The organism is Mycolicibacterium arabiense, assembly GCF_010731815.2.
Taxonomy (GTDB): Bacteria; Actinomycetota; Actinomycetes; order Mycobacteriales; family Mycobacteriaceae; genus Mycobacterium; species Mycobacterium arabiense.
Map to the genome: position 1 here is coordinate 2,910,016 of NZ_AP022593.1, position 23,776 is coordinate 2,933,791.

Genomic DNA, 23,776 nt, shown 5'->3' on the forward strand with positions numbered 1-23,776 from the left:
TCAACCACCCTGCACCGCCGTCACCACTTCCACCTTTGCGCCATCGGGCAGCTCGCGGTCCCACTCCGACCGGGGCAGCACTGCCCAATCCAGAGCCACCGCGACGCCCTTGTCCGGGAATCCCAGGGTGTCCAGCAGCGTGGCCACCGTGGCGTTCCCGTCGAGTTCGACGTCCTTGCCGTTCACGGTCACGTTCATACGGGCACCCCCACTTTCAGCTCGGTGGCGATCCGGTCGGCGGTCCAGGGTGCGAGCAGGAAGCCCGACCGACCGTGACCGGTGGCCACCAACGTGCGTTCGTCCAGTCTGCCCACCAGGGGCAGGTTGTCGGGTGTCATCGGTCGCAGACCCGCCGCGGCCTCGGCGAGTTCGTACTCGCCGAGTGCCGGCACCACCTCGCAGGCGTCGTCGAGCAGATCGCGTACGCCGGACACGGTGGGTGCGGTGTCGCGGCCGTGTTCGTACTGGGTCGCCCCGACGACGACCCCGTCCGGCCTCGGCACGAGGTACACCGGCCTGCCGTGCACCCTGGCGCGGATGACGCGCGTCGGGACCGGCATGCATCCCTTGCGCCACCGCAGCCGCAGCACCTCGCCCTTCACCGGCCGGATGGCAAGACCCGGCCACAGCGTCGGGGCGTCGATGCCGTTGGCGATGACGGTGACGTCCGCGTCGCGCGTCTCGTCGAGGGCCGCGACCCGTGGCGCCCACGTCACGCCGAGCCGTTCACATTCCTGGGCCAGCGCGGTGACGAGAGCGCGGTTGTCCACCGCGAGTTCGTTCTCGGCGACGAACCCGTGCCTGATGTTGCTCGCCAGCAGCGGTTCGACGTCCCTGGCCGACCGGGTCGGGGTGACGTCCTGGCCTTGCGCGGCGAGCCACTCGCGGACGGTGCGCAGGTCCTGGGCATCGGCGCGGTCGACCGCCACCACCAGCGACTCGCGCGCGGTCACGACCTCCGGCGGCAGCCCGTCGAGGAAGCCCTCGTTCCACAGCCGCAGCGACTCCAGCCCAATCCGGTACAGCTCTTCCTCACCGGGCCATCCCTCGCTGTGCGGGGCGATCATCCCGCCGCCGACCCACGACGCACCGTGCTCGCCGGTGCGGTGGACGCGCACGGACCACCCGTCCAGCGCGGCGCGTCTGGCCACCGCCAACCCGATGACGCCGCCGCCGACGACGGCGCACGTGCCGACGGACATGGGTTCCTCCCTTCGCCGGCATGACCCGGATCAGGTGTGACGGTCAGGGCCGGAGACGTCCACCAGAGACGTCGGCGCCCACTCTCAGTCCCGCTCCCGGGACTCCCGTGATGATGGCTCGAGCTTACCCTCGATGCGTGCGACGACCCCGTGAGCGACTGCAGTCCGCCCAGCTCTACCTGTGCACCGACGCCCGCCGTGAGCGCGGCGACCTCGCCGAGTTCGCCGACGCGGCGCTGCGCGGCGGGGTCGACATCATTCAGCTCCGTGACAAGGGGTCCGCCGGCGAGCAGCGGTTCGGCCCGCTCGAGGCGCGTGAGGAACTCGAGGCGCTCGCGGTGCTCGGCGACGCCGCCCGGCGGCACGGCGCGCTGCTCGCCGTCAACGACCGCGCCGACATCGCGCGGGCCGCAGGCGCCGACGTGCTCCACCTCGGCCAGGACGACCTCCCGCTGCTGATGGCGCGCGACGTGATCGGCCCTGGACCGCTGATCGGACGCTCGACCCACGACGCCGCGCAGGTGGCCGCCGCGATCTCCGACGAGGTGGACTACTTCTGCGTCGGTCCGTGCTGGCCGACGCCCACCAAGCCCGGCCGCACCGCACCCGGGCTCGATCTGGTCCGCACCGCGGCGGCGACCGCGGGCGACAAGACGTGGTTCGCGATCGGCGGCATCGACGGTGACCGCCTGCCCGAGGTGTTGGAGGCGGGAGCCACCCGCGTGGTCGTGGTGCGTGCGATCACCGCCGCCGACGACCCGGCCGCGGCGGCCGCGGCGCTCAAGTCGGCGCTCAGTTCCCGTTGAGGTCCTTGCCGTTGAGCAGCGGGATCGTGGCGGTGACGCTGCGCAGCCGGTCCCAGCTCGCGGCGAAACCGGGGTGCAGTGGCAGGTCGGCGACGTCGTCCTCGGCCACCCAGCGCAGTTCGGCGCTCTCGCGGTTGGGCGTGGTGTCGAGCAGCTCGGGCGCGTCCGCGATCACCGTCGTGTAGGTCCACGCAGGCCCGCCCGGACCGGGCACCTCCGACGTGACGACCGACGTGCGGACCGTCAGCTGCTCGACGTGCAGACCCGCCTCCTCGTTGGCCTCCCTGACCGCCGCCTGCTCGGGCGTCTCGTGGCTGTCCCGCGCTCCGCCGGGCAGTCCCCAGGTGCCGCCCTGATGACTCCACACCGCACGGTGCTGAAGCAGGACCGCCGCTCGTCCGTCGGGCTGCGGAGCCCGCAGCAGCAGACCGGCCGCGCCGTGTCTGCCCCAGAAATGGCCACCGTTGTCCGACAGCACCCAGCCGTCACCGTCACCTCGCACCCATTCAGGATAGGAAACGCCCGAGGTTGGGCGGTGTCGCCCGATTGCATCCGCGTCGTGCCGACAACTCTTAGAATTCTTTTATAGAATCGGTTGACTCAAACCGCCCGCCGGAAAGTTGAGGTCCGCACACAGGTGACTGTGGAGTTGGCGCACCCTTCGACTGAACCCCTGGCGTCGCGGTCGCCGACGACTCCGACGCACTCGCGCTGGTGGTTCCTCTGGACGACGCCCGGACGCATCCTGACCATCGGCCTGGTGCTGTCGTCGCTCGTCATCGCCTGCGCCTTCGCCACGTCCACGACGATCAACGACCGCCAGCAGGCGCTGACCACCGTGCTCGACCACACCGAACCGCTGGCCTTCGCCGCCGGCGAGCTGTACACGACGCTTTCGGTCGCCGACGCCGCCGCCGCGACCGCGTTCATCGCAGGCGCCGAACCCCGGCCCGTGCGCCAGCGCTACGAGCAGGCGATCACCGACGCGGCCGTGGCCGTGACCCGCGCGTCGAGCGGGCTGACCGACGAGGACATGGTCCAACTGCTGGGCCGGATCAATGCCCAGTTGGCGGTCTACACGGGTCTGGTCGAGACGGCCAGGACGAACAACCGTGCGGGCTACCCGGTCGGCTCGTCGTATCTGTCCGAGGCGTCGGGGTTGATGCAGACGCAGATCCTGCCCGACGCGCAGCGGCTCTACGAGCGGACCTCGCTGCAGGTGGACACCGAGACGACGGCCTCGACCAGGATTCCCGCGCCGGTGATCCTCGTGGTGCTCGCGACGATCCTGTTCGGCGTGTTCGCCAACCGTTGGCTCGCCAGGCACACGCGGCGGCGGGTGAACATCGGCTTCGTGGCGGGCGGGCTTGCGGTCCTAGTCATGATCGTGTGGGTGGGCACCGCGCTGATCATCTCGACCCTGGACAGCCGTAGCGCCAAGAGCACGGCGGCCGAGTCGCTCAAGACGGTGACGACCATGGCCATCACCGCGCAGCAGGCACGTGCCGACGAGACGCTGTCGCTGATTCGGCGTGGTGACGAGGGCGTGCGCAAGCAGTCGTACTACCAGCGCATCGACGCCATGGCGCAGCAGCTGTCCACCTACCTCAACCGCGACGACGCAATCGACAAGGCCGACCTCGCGGACGCCGAACAGCTGCTGCAGCGCTGGCGTGCCGCCGACGACCGGATCAACGCCTACATCGCGGTCGGCAACTACCAGGCCGCCACGCAGGTGGCGCTGGGCACCGGCGAGGACGACTCGACCCCGGCATTCGACAAGCTCGATGCGGCGCTGAGCAAGGGCATCGCGGAGAGCAGGGAACAGCTGCGCAGCGACATCGTCAACGCGCGGCGCGTGCTGTCGGGCGCGACGGTCGGCGCAGCGGCGTTGAGCGTGATGGCGGCGATCGCGGTGTCGCTGGGGTTGTGGCCACGGCTGAGCGAGTACCGCTGATGAGCCTGAAGAAGCTGCTCGCCGGCCTGGCCATTGCGGCGACGCTCGTCGGCTGCAGCGAGACCGCCCCGGCGATCGACACGCCGGCCGTGACGCTCGCCCCGCCCACCCCGTCGGGCATGGTCGAGGCCCCACCGCAGGCAGCGCGCATGCCCGCGCCGGAGGAGGACGACTGCACGGCGAGCCTGCGCCCGTTCCCGACGACGTCGCAGGCCGACGAGGCCGTGCAGAACATCCGCAACCGGGGCAGGCTCATCGTCGGCCTCGACATCGGCAGCAACCTGTTCAGCTTCCGGGACCCGATCACCGGCGAGATCACCGGTTTCGACGTGGACATCGCGGGCGAGGTCGCACGTGACATCTTCGGCACCCCGTCGCAGGTCGAGTACCGCATCCTGTCGTCGGCCGACCGCATTGCCGCGCTGCAGAACAATCAGGTCGACATCGTGGTCAAGACCATGAGCATCACCTGCGAGCGCAAGCTGCTGGTCAACTTCTCCACCGAGTACCTGTCGGCCAACCAGCGCATCCTCGCGCCACGCGACTCGCCCATCGCCAAGGCGGCCGACCTGTCGGGCAGGCGGGTGTGCGCGGTGAAGGGCACCACGTCGCTGGAACGGGTACGCGAGATCAACCCGCCGCCGATGGTCGTCGAGACGGTGACGTGGGCGGACTGTCTGGTCGCGCTGCAGCAGCGTCAGGTCGACGCGGTCAGCACCGACGACACGATCCTGGCGGGCCTGGTCGCCCAGGACCCGTATCTCCACATCGTCGGACCGAGCATGAACGAGGAGCCCTACGGCATCGGCATCAACAAGGACAACGACAACCTGGTCCGGTTCGTGAACGGCACGCTGGAACGCATCCGGCGCGACGGCACGTGGAACACGCTGTACCGCAAGTGGCTCACCGTGCTGGGTCCGGCGCCCTCGCCACCATCACCGAGGTACGAGCGCTGATGTCGACGACCGAGGACGACGCCGACACCGATCCCGGCACCCAGCCCGCGGATCCGATGGGCTACGACTCGCTGGGCACCGTGCGCCCCGCGGCGACCCAGGCGGTGTTCCGGCCCAACTTCGACGACTCGGTGGGCATGTCGGTCGACACCGCCGAGACCGAACCTCGCGAGCAGACGACCGCGATGACGCGCCGCTGGTCGCCCACCCGCAGGCTGGGCGGCGGGCTCGTCGAGGTCCCCAGGGTGCACGAGCGCGATCCACTCGAAGCCCTGATGAAGAACCCGGTGGTCGCCGAGCACAAGCGGTTCTGCTGGAACTGCGGTAGGCCGGTGGGCCGCTCGTCGTCCGACGGCGAGGCGCTGTCCGAAGGCTGGTGCCCGCACTGCGGGAGCCCGTATTCGTTCCTGCCGCAACTGGTTCCGGGCGACATGGTCGCCGACCAGTACGAGATCAAGGGCTGCATCGCCCACGGTGGTCTCGGCTGGATCTACCTGGCATTCGACACCAACGTCAACGATCGTCCGGTGGTGCTCAAGGGCCTGGTGCACGCCGGTGACGCCGAGGCGCAGGCGATCGCGATGGCGGAGCGGCAGTTCCTCGCCGAGGTCACCCACCCCGCGATCGTCAAGATCTTCAACTTCGTCGAGCACGCCGACAAGCACGGCGACCCGGTCGGCTACATCGTCATGGAGTACGTCGGCGGCCGGTCGCTCAAACCCCCCAAGGGGCAGAAGCTTCCGGTATCCCAGGCCATTGGCTACATGCTGGAGATCCTGCCCGCCCTGGCCTTCCTGCATTCGAGCGGACTGGTCTACAACGACCTCAAGCCCGAGAACATCATGCTCACCGAGTCGCAGCTCAAGCTGATCGACCTGGGCGCGGTGTCGCGGATCAACTCCTACGGATTCCTCTACGGCACACCGGGTTACCAGGCGCCGGAGATCGTCAGGACGGGCCCGACGGTGGCCACCGACGTCTACACGGTCGGCCGCACCCTGGCCGCGCTGACCCTCGACCTCAAGACCCGCAACGGCCGCTACGTCGACGGGCTCCCCGACGACGATCCCGTTCTCGCGCAGTACGACTCGTTCTGCCGGCTCCTGCACCGTGCCACCGACCCGGACCCCCGGCGCCGGTTCGCCAGCGCGGAGGAGATGTCGGGCCAGCTGCTCGGCGTCCTCCGCGAGGTGGTCGCCAAGGATACCGGGGTGCCGCGGCCGGGCCTGTCGACGGTGTTCAGCCCATCGCGGTCCACGTTCGGCATCGACCTGCTGGTCGCCCACACCGACGTGTACCTCGACGGTCAGGTGCACTCGGAGAAGCTGACGGCCCAGGAGATCGTCCGGGCGCTGCCGGTGCCCATGGTCGATCCCGCCGACGTCGGCGCGACGGTGCTGTCGGCGACCGTGCTGAGCCAGCCGGTGCAGACGCTCGACTCGCTGCGGGCGGCGCGGCACGGCACGCTCGAGTCGGGTGAGGGCATCGACCTATCCGAGTCGGTCGAGCTGCCGCTGATGGAGGTGCGCGCGCTACTCGACCTCGGTGACGTCGCAAAGGCCACCCGCAAGCTGGACGACCTCGCCGAGCGGGTCGGCTGGCGATGGCGGCTGGCGTGGTTCCGCGGTGTGGCGCAACTACTCTCGGCGGACTACGACGCCGCGACCAAGCACTTCAGCGACGTGCTCGACACGCTGCCCGGCGAGCTGGCGCCCAAGCTCGCGCTGGCCGCCACGGCCGAACTCTCGGGCGACTCGGACGAGCAGGGCTTCTACAAGACGGTGTGGAACACCGACAACGGCGTCATCTCCGCGGGTTTCGGCTTGGCGAGGGCGCAGTCGTCGTCCGGCCAGCGCGAAGCGGCCGTCAAGACGCTGGATCAGGTGCCGCCGACGTCGAGGCACTTCACCACGGCCCGGCTGACCAGTGCGGTGACGCTGCTGTCGGGCCGCTCGGGCAGCGAGGTGACCGAGCAGCAGATCCGCGATGCCGCCCGACGCGTCGAGGCACTGCCCGAGACCGAGCCGCGCGTACTGCAGATTCGCGCGCTGGTGCTGGGCACGGCGATGGACTGGCTGGCCGAGAACGAGGCCAGCACGAACCACATTCTTGGCTTCCCGTTCACTGAGCATGGGTTGCAACTCGGCGTCGAGGCGTCGTTGCGTCAACTGGCCAGATTGGCTCCCTCGCAAGCACACCGGTACGCGCTGGTGGACCTCGCGAACAGCGTTCGGCCGATGAGCACCTTCTGATTTGGCGACACCGGAGTAGACGCAGTATCTTTGCGCGCGGCCCAATCCTTCATTGAGGAAGCACTCATGCGCGCGACCGTCGCTCACCGCACTCGCCCAGTACGTTCCCAGCTCCGCCGTCGCCCACTGCGCCCCATGGCGGGTCAGCTGTTCGAGGTCGACGTCACCCGTGACGGCTTCCTGTGGGCCGTCGAGATTCCCGAGATCGATGCCGTCCTGCACGTCGACCACCGCGCCGACGCCGAGGCTGCCGCACGCGAGTGCATCGCCGCGCGCACCGGCATCCCGGTGAACTTCGTCGCGGTCTGGGTCCGCGACTAGCTGTGATGTCCAGGGACGTTGTCCTGATTTGTATCGGTGAGCCTGTGTGACAGGGAAGGCCTCCGGTTGTGAAGTGGAGCTGTCTAGAAACCGCTTCACCAACCAGGAGGCCTTCGTGTCCCACGCTAATGCTGCATTGACCCCGCGCGCTCGATTGAGGCTTGCTCGGCTCGTCGTTGAGACCGGCTGGACCTACGCCGCCGCGGCCAAGTTGTTCATGGTCGCTCCGCGAACCGCCAAGAAGTGGGCCGACCGGTACCGGGCCGAGGGCCCGGCCGGGATGGTCGATCGCAGCTCGCGCCCGCACGTCAGTCCGACCAAGACTGCGCCTCTAGTCATGCGGCGGATCGTGGACATGCGATGGCGACAGCGGTTGGGACCGGTGCAGATCGGCGGACGGCTCGGAGTGCCGGCCTCGACTGTGCACGCGGTGTTGACTCGGTGCCGGGTCAACCGACTGTCCTACATCGACCGCGTCACCGGGGAACCGCTGCGCCGCTATGAACACCCTCATCCCGGATCGCTCGTCCACGTCGACGTCACCAAGTTCGCCAACATCCCCGACGGCGGCGGCCACAGGTTCGTGGGCAGACAACAAAGCAAACGCAACGCCATCGCTACCGGCCACCGCACCGGCGAGCGTGGCGGCCAATCAACGCACTATCGCCCCAGGATCGGAATAGCGTTCGTGCACACTGTGATTGACGACTATTCACGGATCGCCTATGCCGAAGTCCAGTTCGACGAGAAAGCCGCCACCGCGATCGCCGTACTGCAACGCGCCGTGATGTGGTTTGCCGCTCGCGGCGTCACCGTGGAGCGGGTCCTATCCGATAACGGATCGGCCTATCGCTCTTACGCCTGGCGCGACGCCTGCACCGAACTGCACATCACCCCAAAGCGAACCCGTCCCTACAGACCGCAAACCAACGGCAAGATCGAACGATTCCACCGAACCCTGGCCGACGGCTGGGCCTACGCCCGACTCTACGAATCCACCGAACAACGCAACACCGCGCTACCAGGCTGGCTGCACTTCTACAATCACCACCGAGCCCACTCCGCCCTCGGAGGCCGCCCACCGGTCACCCGGCTGACCAACCTCCCTGGACATCACAACTAGCCGACCACCTCGGCACACGCCCTGGCGATCGCGAGTTCTTCGTCGGTGGGGATGACGAGCACCGTGATCGGTGACGTCTCGAACGAGATCCGCCGGGCCCCACGGGCGGGGCTGTCGTTGAGGTGCTCGTCGAGTTCGATGCCGAGCGGCGCCAGCCCACTCAGCGCATCCCGGCGGACCAGCGCGTCGTTCTCCCCGACGCCTGCGGTGAACGTGATGACGTCGGTGTTGCCGAGCAGCGCCAGATAGCCACCGATGTACTTGCGCAGCCGGTGGACGTACACGTCGTAGGCCAGGCGCGCGTCGTCGTCGCCGGCGTCGATCATCCGGTGCAGTTCGCGGAAGTCGATCTGCCCGCCCAGCCCCCGCACGCCCGAGCGCTTGTTGAGCATGGTCTCGATGTCCTCCATGCTCATCCCGGCCCTGCGCCAGAGGTACACCAACACACCGGGATCGACGTCACCGGAGCGCGTGCCCATCACCAGGCCCTCCATCGGGGTGAGGCCCATCGAGGTGTCGATCGGCCTGCCGCCGGCGATGGCCGAGGCGGATGCGCCGTTGCCGAGGTGCAGCACGATCTGGTTGAGCGACGCCAACGGCGTTCCGAGGAACTCGGCGGCCTGCTGGCTGACGAACTGGTGCGAGGTGCCGTGAAAGCCGTAGCGGCGGATGTGCCACTGGGCCGCGACGTCCCGGTCGATCGCGTACGCCGACGCGGAGTCCGGCAGGTCGTGGAAGAACGCCGTGTCGAACACCGCGACGTGCGGCAGATCGGGCAGCAGTTCGCGTGCGACCTCGATTCCGGTGATGGCGGGCGGATTGTGCAGCGGCGCAAGCGGTGAGAGCGTCTTGAGCGTCTCGATCATGTCGTCGTCGACGACGGTCGGCTGGTACAGGTCGGGCCCGCCGTGCACCACCCGGTGGCCGACGGCCAGCAGCCCCAGCGTCTCGAGGTGGTGGCCGGCCCGAGCCAGCTCGTCGAACGCGGTGCGGAGTGCGGCTTCGTGGTCGGGCACGCCGCCGTCGTCGCCGATCCGCTCGACGATGCCGTCGGCGAGCTGCCTGCCCGAGTCGGGCTCGACGACGGCGTACTTGAGCGAGGAGGAGCCGCAGTTGAGGACGAGGACTGTGGTCATTTAAGTGGTCGACTCCTCGCGGACGATGCCCTGGGCCTGTATCGCCGTGATGGCGACGGTGTTGACGATGTCCTCGACCAGCGCACCGCGGGACAGGTCGTTGACCGGCTTCTTGAGGCCTTGGAGCACCGGGCCGATCGCGATGGCGCCCGCGCTGCGCTGCACGGCCTTGTAGGTGTTGTTGCCCGTGTTGAGGTCCGGGAAGATCAGCACGGTCGCACGTCCTGCCACCTTGGAGTCGGGCATCTTGGTGGCCGCCACCGACGGCTCGACTGCCGCGTCGTACTGGATGGGCCCTTCGACGAGGAGATCCGGTTCGCGTTGGCGGACCAGTTCGGTTGCCTCCCTGACCTTCTCGACGTCGGCGCCGGTTCCGGACGTCCCGGTGGAGTAGGACAGCATCGCGACGCGCGGTTCGATGTCGAATTGCGCGGCCGTGCGGGCCGAGGAGATCGCGATGTCCGCCAGCTGCTCCGCGGTCGGGTCGGGCACGATGGCGCAGTCGCCGTAGGCGAGTACCTCGTCGGCGAGGCACATGAGGAAGATGCTCGAGACCGTGGAGACGTCCGGCAGCGTCTTGATGATCTCGAACGACGGCCGCACGGTGTGCGCCGTGGTGTGCCGGGCGCCGGACACCATGCCGTCGACCATGTCGTTGTGCACCAGCATGGTGCCGAAGTACGAGACGTCGTGGATGACTTCCCGCGCCTGTTCGACGGTGACGCCCTTGTGCTTGCGCAGTTCGGAGTACTGCTCGGCGAACTGGTCGCACAGCTCACTGGTCCGAGGGTCGAGCACCGTCGCGTCCGCGAGGTCGACGCCGAGTTCGGCGGCCCTGGCCCGTATCGACGGCTCGTCCCCGAGGATCGTCAGGGCCGCGACGGCACGCTTGAGTAGCCGGCCCGCGGCCTTGAGGATGCGGTCGTCGTCGCCCTCGGGTAGCACGATGCGCTTGCGGTCGGCGCGGGCGCGATCGAGGAGTTGGTAGGTGAACATCTGCGGCGTCACCACCGACGGCACGACGATCGACAGCTGCGCGATGAGATCGGCGGTGTCGACGTGGGTCTCCATCAGCTGGATCGCCGTGTCGACCTTGCGCTGGGAGTCCGCGGTGACGCGGCCCCTGGCCTGTGACACCGCGCGTGCGGTGTCGTAGGTGCCGAGATCGGTCGCCACGATCGGCAGCCGCAGCCGCAGGCCCTCGACGAGCGCGGCGATCGAGGGGTGCAGCGCCAGTCCCCCGTTGAGGATGATGGTCGACAGGGACGGAAACCCCTCGGCCGCATGCGCGCTGGTGACTGCGAGCACCACGTCGGACCGGTCACCGGGGGTGATGACCGCCATGCCCTCGGTGAGCCGCTCGACGACGTGCTCGGCCGTCATGCCTGCGACCAGGACGCCCAGCGCCTCGCGGTTCAGCAGGTCGTCGTCGCCACTGACGAGCGTGCCGTCGACCGCCGCGCACAGTTCGCGCACCGACGGGGCGATCAGCAGCGGGTCCTCCGGAAGCACGTAGCACTTGAGGCCGTCGGCCTCGAAGCCCTTCAGCGCCGTTGCGACGGCGTCGAGTTCGTCGGGGTTGGCGCGGTTGGCCACGACGGCGGCGGTGTGCGCGTGCTGTCCGGCGATCTCGGCCAGGCACAGTTCGACGACGTGCGCGACGTCGGCGGGGGTGCGGTCGGCCGCGCGCACGGCGAGCACGATCGGCGCGCCGAGGTTCACCGCGATGCGGGCGTTGACGCTGAGCTCACTCGGCGAGGCCACGTCGGTGTAGTCACTGCCGACGATCACCACGGCATCGCACCGCTCGGCAACCTGGTGGTAGCGGTCGACGATGTCGCCCAGCGCGGTGTCGGGATCCTCGTGCAGCTCGGCGTAGCCGACGCCGACGCACTCCTCGTAGCTCAGCCCCGCGGTGGTGTGGGCGAGCAGTAACTCGAGGATGTAGTCGCGGTCTTCGCCCATCCGTGTGATGGGGCGGAACACCCCGACCTTGGCGACGGTGGCCGCGAGCCGGTGCAGGATTCCCAGTGCGACGGTCGACTTGCCGGTGTCGCCTTCGGGGGCCGCTACGTAGATGGATGTGCTAGATGGATTGCCGGCGCTCTGCATAGCCTGTGCCACGCCACACAGCCTTCCGTATCCCGTCCGTTCCGGCCACACCCCTCCCCTCGGCGTTGCCTCACCAGTGCGAACACTTCGCTGAACCTCCACGAGCACGACGAGAAGGTGCCAAACCGCGCTCCGGCCGTCTCGGCGTCGTCCCCTTCGGCGGCCCGCTGGGAGCCCTGGCGCGACGGCCTGGGGCGGGTCGGACGGTTGGCGAACGGGAAGCCACGCACCGAGTCGCCGGCGGGCAGGGCGCTGCAGCTGCCGTACTGCGGCCTGGTTCCTCATCCTGACGTAATCCGTTGCAGGAGTATAAATTCGACGACTCTCGCGCATGAGGCGGTGCAGTGACGCGGCCCTCGGCGACCGGTGTTGCCGGGATGCGCTCGACGCTTCGCCGCGGGATCCGATCACGGCTCTCGACGGGTGGACCGCAACGCCGTCACGTCCCGGACCCGGCCGGTTCCAAACCTCTTGTGAGCAAGATCACAGTAACATCCATACAGTTTGCTAAAAATACCTGTCTTAGTATTTTTCTGTCAGCGTCAATATCTGCCGGGTCACCCCGGTGGTCGACCACCGGGCATCTGGGTCGATTGACGACGCATCCACATTCCGGGGGAATCCATGCCACACGCCGACGGCGCCGTCATCTCGGGGCATGCTCCCGCATCGACCGGTCCGGCGCCCGAGACCCCGGCACCGATCGTCGCGACGCACTTCGACCTACCCGGCTGGCAGCGCGTCGTCGCGGTCGTCGCGTTGAGCGCCGTCGCCTACTCCGCCAGCTACCAGCAAATCCTCACCGACGCCATCGCGGGCTCACGCGCCACCTACCTCGTCGTGATCCCCCTACTGCTGGCGATGATCGCCGCCGGGTACCGCTCGGCGCCCCGCGGGGTCAGCGACTCGGAGTCCGACTGGATCATCGCCACCCTGCTCGGCGTCGCCGGGATGACCGTTATTCACCTGCTCAGCGACAGGGCGGAGTCGCTGGCCGGCCTATGGCGACTGCACCTGCTCGCGATCGTCGTCTGGCTCGCCTGCGCGGTGGCGGTGATGTTCGGCGTGCGCCACACCGTGCGGATGTGGGCCCTCTGGGCCTTCGCCATCGGCTTTGCCACACCACTTCCCTTCATGCTGGCAACGGCAGGTCTGGGCGGGTCGGACATCGCCTACGGCGTGGCCACCGCGGCCATGGGTGCGCTCGCGGTGTTCCTGGCCGGCCGGTGGGCGCCCGCGGGAATCCGGTCGTGCGTCGCGCTCGGCTCCCTCGCGATCGCCGGAGGAGTCGTGGTCGCAGTCGGTGACCGCCTCGGTGTGCTGCCGACCGTGCTCGTGGCCGGCGGGCTGATCCCCGTCGCGGCGACGGTCGTCCTGACGCGGGTGACCGGGGCGTCGATCAACGACGCGCCGTCCGCTAGCCGTTCACTGCCACGGAGGTCGCTGACTTCGCTGGTGATACTCGGGGCAACGGCGGTGGCACTGCTGGCCACCACGCCCGTCGCCGTGCGTCCGACCACGATGCCGACGGTCGACGCCGACTGGGCCGACCGTGCCGACCTGACGACACCGACATCGTTCCCCTTCATCACCGACTTCCTCGGTCCGCAGTCGACCCTCGTTCGCTACGACCTTCCCGGCAGCGCCGTCGCGCCCGCAGCGGCGGTGGACGTGATGACGACGTCCGACCCGGCGGCACTCGACGACTTCGCCGACGCGGTCTGGTATCCGACCAGCCGTCCACTGGACTACCACCCCATCACCGGCCCGTCGGTGCCGCCCGGCGCCCGCGCGATCCACACCAACGCCGACGCCGCGACCGATGGCACGGGCAACGACTGGTACGCGGTCATGTGGACGTGGCGCGCCGGAGCGCTCAGCCAACGCGTCACGGTCGTCGTGAGCCAGACCATCGGCGGTGATCGGACGCCGCCTGCACCCCAACCCCTGTCACTGCTGCAGACCGCCGTGCGCCCGGCACTGTGGATCGCCCGCCAACAGCCCAACGCCGCAGGCACCATCGATCCCCGCGTCAGCCAACGTGCCACCCAGGTGATGAGCCTGTTGGCACCGCCCGCCGACGTCGCCGCGGAAGCGCCGACCGATGACTGACCAACTGTCCGCGCACCTCTCGGCGCGCAGCATCCTGGGGCCGGCCTCGTTGCTCCGGTTCGGCGCCGTCGCGCTCGGCGTGCTCCTTGCCGCCGTCGTATGGCCGCACGTGATCCCGCCACTGCTCGCCGGGCTGATGGCGTCGCTCTACCTCGCCTCGACGATCGACCGCAACTACCTGCTGCTGCGCGGACTCCGGTCGTCGGCGCTGGTCCACGTCGACGCCGAGGAGGCGCTCGCGCTGCCCGATGCCGAACTGCCGGTCTACACCGTGCTGTTGCCCGTCTACGACGAGCCGACCATCGTCGCCAACCTCATCAACGGCGTGGGCCGACTCGACTACCCCGTCGACAAGCTCGAGATCCTGCTGCTGGTCGAAGAGGACGACATCGCCACCCAGACCGCGCTACTGGGCGCCGATCTGCAGTCCACCCGCATCGTCCTCGTCCCGCACAGCATGCCCAAGACGAAGCCGAAGGCGTGCAACTACGGGATGTCGCTACCCGACCTGCGCGGCGAATTCGTCACGATCTACGACGCCGAGGACGTGCCCGACCCCTTGCAGCTGCGTCGCGCCGTCGCCGGCTTCCGACGCGTACCGTCCGAAATCGGTTGCCTGCAGGCGCGACTCGGCTACTTCAACGAGAAGCAGAACCTGCTCACCCGCTGGTTCTCACTCGAATACGACCAGTGGTTCGGCGTCGTGCTGCCCGCCGTCGAGGAGTCGCGGTGCGTGGTTCCGCTGGGCGGCACGTCCAACCACATGCCGACCGCGGTGTGGCGGGCCATCGGCGGCTGGGACGAGTTCAACGTCACCGAGGACGCCGACCTCGGCGTGCGACTGGCTCGGCACGGCTACCGCACTCTCATCCTGGACTCGATCACGTTGGAGGAGGCCAACTCCGACGTCGTGAACTGGATCCGTCAACGATCCCGTTGGTACAAGGGCTATCTGCAGACGATGCTGGTGCACCTGCGCAACCCGGCGCTGCTGCGTCGCGAGATCGGCGTCAAGGCCACGCTGCGGATGATCAACATGACCGGCGGCGTCCCGCTGACGAGCGCGTTCAACCTCGTGTTCTGGTTCAGCATGCTGGTGTGGGTGCTCGGCAGGCCCGACTTCATCGGCTCGCTGTTCCCGCCGGTCACCTACTACGTCTGCCTCGCGCTGTTCCTGATCGGGGCGCCGCTGTCGATCTTCACCGGGCTGGTGGTGACCCAGGCACTCGGCAAGCCCTACCTGTGGTGGGCCGCGCTGCTGGCGCCGCTGTACTGGATCCTCCAGTCGGTCGCCGCGGTGAAGGCGCTCTACCAGTTGCTGTTCCGGCCGTTCTTCTGGGAGAAGACCGTGCACGGGCTCGACCATCCCACCGAACCGACCGCTTCAGCCAGACCAACGGAGGTCATCGAATGAAACCCCTACTCCTCAAGGCGCTGGCGATCCCGCTCGTCGTCGGTGCGGTTGCCGCCCAGGCCTTCAACGGGCCGGTGGCAGTGGCCGAACCGTACGCCGCCGCGGTGTCCGAGCCGTCGGAGCCCACGGGGCCCGGCGTGACGCCACCGATCACCTGGACCCAGCTCGGCCTGTCCGACCGGCTGGACCTGATCGGCTCGAATCAGCCGGTGGAGACGTCGGTTCCGGTGCCGGCCGGTGTCGGCCCGACCGTGCTGGTGGGTCAGATCGGATCGGTGGTCAACGTCAGCAACGGCCGCGTGGACGTGCTCGACGGACGCGGCGTCGTGCTCGGCAGCGTCGTCGTACCCGTCGACCTCGCCACGGTGCCGTTCAGCGTCGACCTGTCGGCGGCACAGGTCACCGAGGGCCGCGCGACCCTGAGATTCGTGCTGCGCGACTCGAATCCGTCGATCACGAGCTGCTCACAGCCGCCTGCGGTGACGCTGAACCAGCTCGCCACCTCCTACTCCGGACCCACGCCCGATCCGGTGACGGTGGCCGACTTCCTCCCCGGTTACCTCGACCAGGTCGTCGTGCGGGTCGGATCCACGCCCACGACGAGTCAACAGCAGGCCGCCCTGGACCTCGTCGCCGAACTCACGCACCTGTACCGGCCGATGCCGGTCCGCATCGACATCGCGACGTTCGACGGTCCGCCACCGCCGGTGACGTTCTCCCGCAGGGTGATCGACATCCGCGACGGGGGCAAGGCAGGCATGGTGGTGGAGAACCCCGGCACGCCGTCGGCCGTCCTGGCCATCACCGGTACGGGTGACCAATTGGTCCGTCAGGTCGACATGTTCGCCGACAGGCGCGTGGCGCTCGCCCAGACCGCCACCGCGACGGTGCTCGACACGCAGCAGGCCCATGCGCAGTCCACGAACATCAAGACCTTCGCGCAACTCGGCATGACCGGACAGACGTCGGCCCAGGGCACCACCACGATGTACGCCGGATTCGACGCCAGCGTGTTCGGCGTCGGGCCCATCACCAACGCCGAGGTGCACGTCAAGGCGACCTACACCCCTGTCGTCGGCGGCGAGGCGTCGGTGCTGATCCGCTCGGGCTCGACGGTGCTGGCCACCCACCGCCTCGACGAGTCCGGCAGGCTCGACGTGACCGGCGACATCCCCGCCGAATCGATCAGCTCCAACGTCGGCATGGCGCTCGAGATCCGGTACGTACCCCGCCAGGAGTGCGCACCGATGAACGACCGCATCACGTTCGCGCTCGACCCGTCCTCGACGGTCACCGTCACGCCGGGCACCCGCAACCGGGGCGGATTCCCCGTGCTGCCAATGGCATTCACCCCCGACTTCGGCGTTGCGATCGACAGCCCCGACCGGATCCGCTTCGCCGGGCAGGCCATCAACCTGATGGGCCAGCAGACCGGGATCACGCTGCGGCCCCAGATCACCACCTTCGCCGACGGCGTCGCCTCCGGCACCGGGCTTCTCGTGGTCACCGGCGGCGACGAGCTGGCCAAGGCCGGCATGAAGCCGCCACTGCTGCCGGGCAAGTCGACCTCGGCGGGCGTGAACGGAAGCCTCGCCACCGACATCGACGTCAATGGTGCGCTCGGCGTCGTGCAGGCGTTCACCCAGAACGGCCGCTCGGTTCTGGCGATCTCCGGGACCCAGGACTGGTCGCTGGTAGACCGCAGCTTCGACTACGTCCGTGGCCTCCCCAACCGGTGGGCGTCGCTGACCGGGGACGTCGTCGCGACCGGCCCTGCGGCTCAAGCGGTCAACCTGACCGTGCGCGAGGGCGGCGGGTTGATGAACGAGTACCCCGGCGACGGCTGGAAGTGGTGGGCCTGGCTCAGCCTGTCGCTGGGCGTGGCCGCCGTGATCGGTGTCGCCTCGACGCTCGTGGTGCGTCACCGCCGTGTCAGGCGGTGACCTCGTGACGGTCACCGCGGTCGCGCCGACCCCGCCGGCGACGAGTGACGTCGCCGAAGGGCCCCGGTCGTCGCGACGCGGTGGCGGCGTGGTACTGTTCGTCGGCCTCAGCGCGCTGTACTTCACCATCGGCACCATTCTGGTGTTGCGCTACAACATGTTCGACCCCGACGCGACGTCCCGAGTGGCCAATGCCGGCTACGTGGTGTTCAGTCGGCAGCCGCACCTCTCGGCGATCGGGTTCGTCTGGAATCCTCTGCCCAGCATGGTCGAGATCCCGGTGCTGCAATTCAGCCGATGGTGGCCCGAACTGAAGACCCACGGGCTGGCATCGGTCGTGCAGAGCGCGCTGTTCATGGCGGGCGCGGCGCTGATGGTCCGCCGGATCGCGCTCGACCGTGCCGTGGGCGCCGCGTGGCGCTGGCTGGCAGTCGCCTGCTTCGCGCTGCAGCCCATGATCGTCGTCTACGGCGCGTCCGGGATGAGCGAGGCCGCCGAGACGTTCTTCCTGCTGTGGTGCATCCGCCACCTGATGCAGTGGATCCGCCACGACCGAGTCGGCGACCTGGCCTGGGCGGGAATCGCTCTCGGCCTCGGCTACCTCGCCCGGTACGAGGTGGTGCCCGCCGCGGTGGGTGCCGCCGCCCTGGTCGCCGTGATCGCGTTCCGGCGTGCGCGATCGTCCGGGCGGTTCGACTCGGCGATCCTGAGCGTGGTCATCGTCATGTTCCCGCTCACGTGCGCCTTCACCATCTGGGCGGTCACCGGATGGGTGGTGTCGGGCGAACTGTTCGCGACGCTGTCGTCGCAGTACGGCAACGGCAGCCAGGTGGCGGGAGCGGCCGAACGCGGTGGGCCGTTGGGGCAGGCGGCGTCCGACGACTGGGTGGTCATCGGCGCCCGACTGCTAGGCATGCAGCCGTTCCTGGGTGTCGCGGTGGCGGGCGCGGTCGTGGTGGCGGCCTTGCGGCGCAACGTCGCCGTCCTGGTACCGATCGCGACCATGGGCCCGGTGCTGGCCTTCGCGGCGTGGAGCCAGTACTCGTCGACGACGTTCGGCTGGTTCCGGTTCTACCTGTTGGCGATACCGCTCGTCGTCTGCGTCGCGCTGGCATGCTGGACGCCGCACGACGACGAACCGGCCCGCTGGCGAGCCGGCGACCTGGTCAGTCGGGTCGGCGCCGCGCTGCTGGCCGCATCGCTGCTCATCGGCATCCCGGTCACCGTGCGGGCGATGTCCGACGAACGAATCGGCAACCAGCAGTTGCAGTTCGGGCTCAAGTCGCTGGCCGATCCCCAGCGCTACCCGCCGACCGAACAATGGTTCCGCAGGCTGATGGTCAACGACCGATCGCTCGCCGACTACTTCGACCGCAGGCACCTGCCCGAGGGCTCGGTGCTCATGGACACGTTCAACACCTGGGGGATCTGGCTGTCGTCGAACAACCCGAGGCAGTTCGTCATCACCAGCGACTACGACTTCAACCCGGTGATGAACCGGCCGTGGGACTTCGGCGTGCGCTACATCGTCGCGAGCAACCCCGTGATCAGCGACGCCGACGCACTCAACGTGCGCTACCCCAGCCTGTGGAACGACGGAGCAGGCCTCGGCACCCTCGTGCACTCGGTCTACGGCGCCACCGGCGACGAACGCTTCCGCGTCTACCGCATCACCGGTGGCCCGACGGCTCCCGTCGGCTAGCCCAGCTTGCGCAGGCGCGGCTCCAGATCGCGCTGGAACAGCTCGAGGAAGCGGCGCTGATCGTGTCCCGGCGCGTGGAACACGAGGTGGTTGAGGCCCCAGTCCACGTAGTCCTTGACCTTCTCGACGGCCTCGTCGGGATCGGAGGCGACGATCCAGCGCTTGGCCACCTGCTCGATGGGCAGCTCGTCGGCGGCCTTCTCCATCTCGAGCGGATCGTGGATGTTTGTCTTCTGCTCCGCGGTGAGCGACAGCGGCGCCCAGAACCGGGTGTTCTCCAACGCCAGCTCGGGATCGGTGTCGTAGGAGATCTTGATCTCGATCATCCGGTCGATCGCGTCGGGTGCCTTGCCCGCGGCCTCCTCGCCCTCCTTCACCGCCGGGATGAGCTTGTCCTTGTACAGCTCCTCACCCTTGCCGGAGGTGCAGATGAAGCCGTCGCCCGCGCGGCCGGCGTACTTGGCCACCTGCGGGCCGCCGGCGGCGATGTAGATCGGGATGCCGCCCTCGGGCACGTCGTAGATCGAGGCGCCCTTGGTCTTGTAGTACTCACCGTCGAAGTCGACGCGGTCGCCGAGCCACAGCTCGCGCATCAGCCGCACCGACTCGCGCAGCCGCGCGTAGCGCTCTTTGAACTCCGGCCACTCGCCCTCGTAGCCGGTGGCGATCTCGTTGAGCGACTCACCGGTGCCGACACCGAGGAAGATCCGGTCCGGGTACAGGCAGCCCATGGTCGCGAACGCCTGCGCGATCACCGCCGGGTTGTAGCGGAAGGTCGGGGTCAGCACCGAGGTGCCGAGGGTCAGTCGCTTGGTCCGCTCGCCGACGGCCGTCATCCAGGCGAGCGAGAACGGAGCGTGCCCGCCCTCGTGCCGCCAGGGCTGAAAGTGGTCGCTGACCGTGGCGCTGTCCATGCCGTGCGCCTCGGCCTCCACGGCCAGTTCCACGAGTTCGCGCGGGGCGAACTGCTCTGCTGATGCCTTGTATCCCAATTTGAGTTCAGCCACGCTTCTTTTCTACTCCTGACGTCGGCGGGATATTCCACCCGTCTCGCTACACTCGCCGCATGGCGGCTCTCACGGCCATCACCGACTCCGTGCACTTCGCGCAGACCGAGTTGGTGAACTGGACCCTCGTTACCGACGACAGCGGTGTACTAGTCATCGATGCCGGTTTCCCCGGCCAGCGCGACGAGGTCATCGACTCGGTCCGCCAGCTCGGCTACGGGATCGACGACATCCACGCGTTCCTGCTGACCCACGCGCACGTCGACCACTTCGGGTCGGCGATCTGGTTCGCGAAAACCCATGGCACACCGGTGTTCTGTCATGCCGCCGAGGTGGGCCACGCGCACCGCGAGTACCTGGAGCAGGTGTCCATCGGGAGTCTGATCGGGAAACTCTGGCGGCCGCGGTACCTGAAGTGGTCGATGACCATCGGCTTCAAGGGCGCGCTGCGACGCGCGGGCATCCCCACCGCCCACGCACTGACCGAAGAGGTGGCCGCCGCGCTGCCCGGCACGCCGATGTCCATCCCCACACCCGGTCACACCGGTGGGCACTGCTCCTATCTCGTCGACGGCGTGCTCGTCAGCGGCGACGCGCTCGTCACCGGACATCCGGTCTCGAAGCTCCACGGACCGCAACTGCTCCCCGGTCTGTTCAACCACGACCAGGACAGTTGCGAGCGCAGCCTGGGTGCGCTCGGCATGCTCGACGCCGACGTGGTGCTGCCGGGCCATGGACCCGTGTGGCGCGGGCCGATCCGGGAGGCGGCCGAACGCGCCGCCGCGCTCTGACCGCCCGATGACCGACCAGGCGCCACTGCACCGCGACACCCGTCGGGCAGGGTCGTTCGGCGCCGCGGCGCAGCGGTACGACAGCCACCGGCCCCGCTACCCGGAGGCGATGATCGCCGGTCTGGTCGACCGGCGGGGCGCGCGGGTGCTCGACGTGGGCGCGGGCACCGGCATCGCCTCCCGTCAGCTGCTCGACGCCGGCGCCGAAGTCCTTGCCGTCGAACCCGATTCGCAGATGACGCGGCTCGCTGCCGACAAGGGCATCGACGTCGAGGTGTCGCCGTTCGAGTCCTGGGATCCGGCCGGGCGGACGTTCGATGTCGTGGTGTTCGCGCAGTCGTTCCACTGGGTCGAGCCGACGTCGGCGCTGACCAAGGTCGCGGGGGTGCTGCGGCCGGGTGGCCGGGTCGCCATGCTGTGGAACCGCATCGCGTCGGTGCGTCCCAGCCGCGAGGAGTTCGACGCGGCGTATGCCGGCCTGCTCGACGATTGGCGGCGGCCGTCGGTGGGCGTCGAGGATGCCGACCGGATCGGCCCGCTGCTCGCAGGCGCAGGCTTCACCGCCGAGCGCCGGCAGTTCGTCGAGCTGCTGCACTACGCCCCCACGGACTGGGTGGACCTCGTCACGACGTACTCGAACGTGCTGACCTTGGACCCCGACGCGCAGGCCCTACTGCGGCGTCGGTTGGCAGACGTCATCGGGGATGCCGGGGTCGACGCGAGGAACGACGCGCTGGCCGTGGTCGGCACGCTGCTCGACTAGGTGAGCACCTCGTAGCCGAGCAGGAAGATCGACGTCAGGCACAGGCCGCACGACACGGTGATCGCGGGCATGAGGATCAACTGGTCGAGTTCCTCGTCGTCGAGCGCGTCCTCGGTGACCGGGCCGAACAACACCCGCCCGACGACGTTGCCCCGCAAGCCGCCGACGACCTTCCGGATCCCCGAGCGTTCGCGGTGCCTGCCGACCAGGGTGCGGACCACGAATCCGCCGACGAACGCGAGCACGGCGGCAAGCAAGAGCAGCCACCCCACCGCGAGTTGCGTCAGCACACCAACCGAGGTTAGGCGGTCGGCCGTCCGCGCACGGTGCTCTCAGCGAATATGGCGAGTGCGGGCCGCAGCGGAGAGGGTTGGCGCAGAAGTCTAAGCCATCGCCGAGTGGCCACTTATGTCACGCATTTCGGCGTTTGGCGTAGCACAACTGGCCACTCGGCGACCACCCCCTAGTGCAGGCCCCAGCGCTTGGCGAGCAGTTCGTGGGAGCGAAGGCGGTCGGCGTGCCGATGGGTGACCGACGTGACGACCAGTTCGTCGGCCGCGGTCACCCGCTGCAGCGCCTCCAGCCGGTGGGCCACTTCGTCGGGGTCGCCGACGAATTGCGTTGCGGTGCGGTCCTTCACGACCTCGACCTGTTCGGGGGTGAGCGGCTCGCACCGGTCCGGGCTGGGGTAGGGCACCGCCCCGTTGCCCGCGCGGATCGAATGCACCCAGCGGCCGTACGACGACGCGAGGTGCACTGCGGTGTCGTGGTCGTCGGCCACCACCACGTCCGCCGACACGACGACGTAGGGCTCGGGCAGCGCCTGCGACGGCCGGAAGGCGTTGCGGTAGGCGTCGACGGCATCCAGCGCCGTCGCGGGCGTGATGTGGTAGCTCGCCACGAAGGGCAGGCCGCGGGACCCGGCGACCTCCGCGCTCTGGCCCTTGCTGCTGCCGAAGACCCACGGCCGCAACGGCGCTCGCTCCCCCGGCACCACGTGGCTCTCGATGCCGTTGGCCGCAAAACCGCCGTCGAGCATCGCGAGGATGTCGTCGACCTGCGTGGCGAAGTCCGGCGACTCGGCGCGGGGCTGCTGCAGCGCCCCCATCCGCGCGACCAGCGTCGGGTTGCGGAACTGCGCGCTCACGTCGAACGGCGCGGGTACCACCACGCCGTCGACGTCGCGCCACTGCGCCGGGGCGGCGGGTGCCTTCGGCGGGGGCGCGGCGAGCGCCTCGCGGCGACGCTGACCGGACCTGCCGACGCCGAGGTCGATGCGCCCTGGGAAGAAGGCGTCGAGCGTGCCGAAGCTCTCGACCGCCGCGACCGCGGTGGTGTGGCCGAGTTGCACGGCGGCCGCCCCGACGTGGATCCGCTCGGTGGCAGCGGCGATCTGGCCGATCAGCACCGCGGGCGACGAACTGGCCACCGCGACGAAGTGGTGCTCGGCCACCCAGTAGCGCTGGAAGCCCCAACCCTCGGCATGTCGGGCGAGGTCGACGGTGTTGCGCAGCGCTGACGCGGCGTCGCTGCCCTCGCTGATCGGCGACAGGTCGAGGATCGACAGCGGGACCGTCATCGCCGTCCGCCGTCCGGGAGGTCCTTCAGGAACGCCACCGGGTAGCCCTCGCCCTGCTCCTCGAGCGGTTCGGCCAGTCTGCGGTAACCCGTCGCCAGGTACAGCGCCTCGGCCTCCGGCTGCTTGTCGCCGGTGGTGAGGTAGATGCGGCGGTACCCGCGGGCGGCGATGTCGGCCTCCAGCACCGCGAGCAGCGCACGAGCGTGGCCCCTCCGGCGGTGCCTGCTGTCGGTCCAGATGCGCTTGAGTTCGGCGGTCCGGTCGTCGAAGCGGCGGAACGCGCCGCCGGTGACGGGGACGCCGTCGACGTGTCCGATCACCATCGCGCCGTCCGGCGCCGCGAACTCGGCCGCCGGGTAACCGCGCAGCCAGTTCCCGACGCGCTCGATGGTGCTGCCGTACCGGGTGGCGTACTCGTAGGCCAGCTCGGCCAGCAGGGGCTCTGCGAGCGGGTCGTCCTGACTCACCGGCACGAACGTCGGATTGCTCATCACCACCGTTTCTAGCCTCATGACAGGGTCCAACGCGAACCCGCCCGCGGCATTCCGAACGGGCGACATCGCGTCAGCACGAACAAAACCCCTCAGCTGCCCCGGC

General features: G+C 69.1%; 21 protein-coding genes. 12 read left to right on the forward strand and 9 right to left on the reverse strand.

What is annotated here, in order from left to right:
• Both thiS and thiO read right to left on the reverse strand, forming a co-directional pair.
• Positions 1-198, reverse strand: a complete 198-nt coding sequence (gene thiS, locus G6N61_RS15720; protein WP_163919350.1) for a sulfur carrier protein ThiS — start codon at positions 196-198, stop codon at positions 1-3.
• Positions 195-1,202, reverse strand: coding sequence for a glycine oxidase ThiO (thiO, locus tag G6N61_RS15725; RefSeq protein ID WP_163919351.1), 1,008 nt, complete (start codon positions 1,200-1,202; stop codon positions 195-197). Before thiO ends, thiS begins: the two co-directional genes overlap by 4 nt.
• Before the next feature lie 113 nt (positions 1,203-1,315).
• Here thiO and thiE point away from each other — a divergent pair, with 113 nt between their 5' ends.
• Positions 1,316-2,008, forward strand: coding sequence for a thiamine phosphate synthase (thiE, locus tag G6N61_RS15730; protein ID WP_163919352.1), 693 nt, complete (start codon positions 1,316-1,318; stop codon positions 2,006-2,008).
• Here the strand turns inward: thiE and G6N61_RS15735 are convergent.
• Entirely contained in the window at positions 1,995-2,510 is a 516-nt protein-coding gene (locus G6N61_RS15735) for an NUDIX hydrolase (RefSeq protein WP_163919353.1), read from the reverse strand. The two genes, thiE and G6N61_RS15735, sit on opposite strands and share 14 nt — an antisense overlap.
• Before the next feature lie 135 nt (positions 2,511-2,645).
• On the opposite strand from G6N61_RS15735, the gene glnX reads away from it, so the two are divergent.
• The 5 genes from glnX to G6N61_RS15760 all read left to right on the forward strand — a co-directional run bounded on the left by glnX (position 2,646) and on the right by G6N61_RS15760 (position 8,620).
• Positions 2,646-3,965: a protein kinase G-activating protein GlnX gene (gene glnX, locus G6N61_RS15740; RefSeq protein WP_163919354.1), complete on the forward strand. Its 1,320-nt coding sequence runs from the start codon at positions 2,646-2,648 to the stop codon at positions 3,963-3,965.
• Complete coding sequence (locus G6N61_RS15745; RefSeq protein WP_163919355.1) at positions 3,965-4,924, forward strand: glutamate ABC transporter substrate-binding protein; 960 nt, start codon at positions 3,965-3,967, stop codon at positions 4,922-4,924. The genes glnX and G6N61_RS15745 overlap by 1 nt, the downstream gene beginning before the upstream one ends.
• Positions 4,924-7,176: a serine/threonine-protein kinase PknG gene (locus G6N61_RS15750; protein ID WP_163924864.1), complete on the forward strand. Its 2,253-nt coding sequence runs from the start codon at positions 4,924-4,926 to the stop codon at positions 7,174-7,176. The genes G6N61_RS15745 and G6N61_RS15750 overlap by 1 nt, the downstream gene beginning before the upstream one ends.
• Positions 7,177-7,311: 135 nt before the next feature.
• Complete coding sequence (locus G6N61_RS15755; RefSeq protein ID WP_163919356.1) at positions 7,312-7,497, forward strand: long chain fatty acid-CoA synthetase Faa4p; 186 nt, start codon at positions 7,312-7,314, stop codon at positions 7,495-7,497.
• A 115-nt stretch (positions 7,498-7,612) separates the two neighbouring features.
• Complete coding sequence (locus G6N61_RS15760) at positions 7,613-8,620, forward strand: IS481 family transposase (protein WP_163916602.1); 1,008 nt, start codon at positions 7,613-7,615, stop codon at positions 8,618-8,620.
• Here the strand turns inward: G6N61_RS15760 and G6N61_RS15765 are convergent.
• Positions 8,617-9,756: an acetate kinase gene (locus G6N61_RS15765; protein ID WP_163919357.1), complete on the reverse strand. Its 1,140-nt coding sequence runs from the start codon at positions 9,754-9,756 to the stop codon at positions 8,617-8,619. The two genes, G6N61_RS15760 and G6N61_RS15765, sit on opposite strands and share 4 nt — an antisense overlap.
• Positions 9,757-11,868: a phosphate acetyltransferase gene (pta, locus tag G6N61_RS15770; protein WP_163924865.1), complete on the reverse strand. Its 2,112-nt coding sequence runs from the start codon at positions 11,866-11,868 to the stop codon at positions 9,757-9,759.
• A gap of 624 nt (positions 11,869-12,492) precedes the next feature.
• Here pta and G6N61_RS15775 point away from each other — a divergent pair.
• From G6N61_RS15775 to G6N61_RS15790, 4 genes are read left to right on the forward strand one after another with little or no spacing between them, the layout of a single operon-like run.
• Positions 12,493-13,980: a hypothetical protein gene (locus tag G6N61_RS15775; RefSeq protein ID WP_163919358.1), complete on the forward strand. Its 1,488-nt coding sequence runs from the start codon at positions 12,493-12,495 to the stop codon at positions 13,978-13,980.
• The gene (locus G6N61_RS15780) at positions 13,973-15,394 is read left to right on the forward strand and encodes a glycosyltransferase family 2 protein (protein ID WP_163919359.1); all 1,422 of its coding nucleotides are present in this window, start codon (positions 13,973-13,975) and stop codon (positions 15,392-15,394) included. Before G6N61_RS15775 ends, G6N61_RS15780 begins: the two co-directional genes overlap by 8 nt.
• Positions 15,391-17,337, forward strand: a complete 1,947-nt coding sequence (locus G6N61_RS15785; RefSeq protein ID WP_163919360.1) for a hypothetical protein — start codon at positions 15,391-15,393, stop codon at positions 17,335-17,337. Before G6N61_RS15780 ends, G6N61_RS15785 begins: the two co-directional genes overlap by 4 nt.
• Before the next feature lie 4 nt (positions 17,338-17,341).
• Positions 17,342-19,039, forward strand: coding sequence for an ArnT family glycosyltransferase (locus tag G6N61_RS15790; RefSeq protein ID WP_235887561.1), 1,698 nt, complete (start codon positions 17,342-17,344; stop codon positions 19,037-19,039).
• Here the strand turns inward: G6N61_RS15790 and fgd are convergent.
• A complete protein-coding gene (gene fgd / locus G6N61_RS15795) occupies positions 19,036-20,046 on the reverse strand; it encodes a glucose-6-phosphate dehydrogenase (coenzyme-F420) (protein ID WP_163919361.1) in 1,011 nt (336 codons plus the stop codon). The genes G6N61_RS15790 and fgd overlap by 4 nt on opposite strands.
• A 59-nt stretch (positions 20,047-20,105) precedes the next feature.
• On the opposite strand from fgd, the gene G6N61_RS15800 reads away from it, so the two are divergent.
• Together G6N61_RS15800 and G6N61_RS15805 are read left to right on the forward strand one after the other, a co-directional pair.
• Positions 20,106-20,837 carry an MBL fold metallo-hydrolase gene (locus G6N61_RS15800; protein ID WP_163919362.1) on the forward strand — a complete coding sequence of 244 codons (732 nt, stop codon included), beginning with the start codon at positions 20,106-20,108 and terminating at the stop codon, positions 20,835-20,837.
• A 7-nt stretch (positions 20,838-20,844) separates the two neighbouring features.
• Positions 20,845-21,600, forward strand: coding sequence for a class I SAM-dependent methyltransferase (locus tag G6N61_RS15805; RefSeq protein ID WP_163919363.1), 756 nt, complete (start codon positions 20,845-20,847; stop codon positions 21,598-21,600).
• On the opposite strand, the gene G6N61_RS15810 is transcribed toward G6N61_RS15805, so the two are convergent.
• The 3 genes from G6N61_RS15810 to G6N61_RS15820 all read right to left on the reverse strand — a co-directional run bounded on the left by G6N61_RS15810 (position 21,597) and on the right by G6N61_RS15820 (position 23,691).
• Positions 21,597-21,890: a hypothetical protein gene (locus G6N61_RS15810; protein WP_308214992.1), complete on the reverse strand. Its 294-nt coding sequence runs from the start codon at positions 21,888-21,890 to the stop codon at positions 21,597-21,599. The two genes, G6N61_RS15805 and G6N61_RS15810, sit on opposite strands and share 4 nt — an antisense overlap.
• 173 nt (positions 21,891-22,063) lie before the next feature.
• Complete coding sequence (locus G6N61_RS15815; RefSeq protein ID WP_163919364.1) at positions 22,064-23,179, reverse strand: LLM class flavin-dependent oxidoreductase; 1,116 nt, start codon at positions 23,177-23,179, stop codon at positions 22,064-22,066.
• A complete protein-coding gene (locus G6N61_RS15820) occupies positions 23,176-23,691 on the reverse strand; it encodes a GNAT family N-acetyltransferase (protein WP_235887562.1) in 516 nt (171 codons plus the stop codon). Before G6N61_RS15820 ends, G6N61_RS15815 begins: the two co-directional genes overlap by 4 nt.
• Between the last annotated feature and the right edge of the window lie 85 nt (positions 23,692-23,776).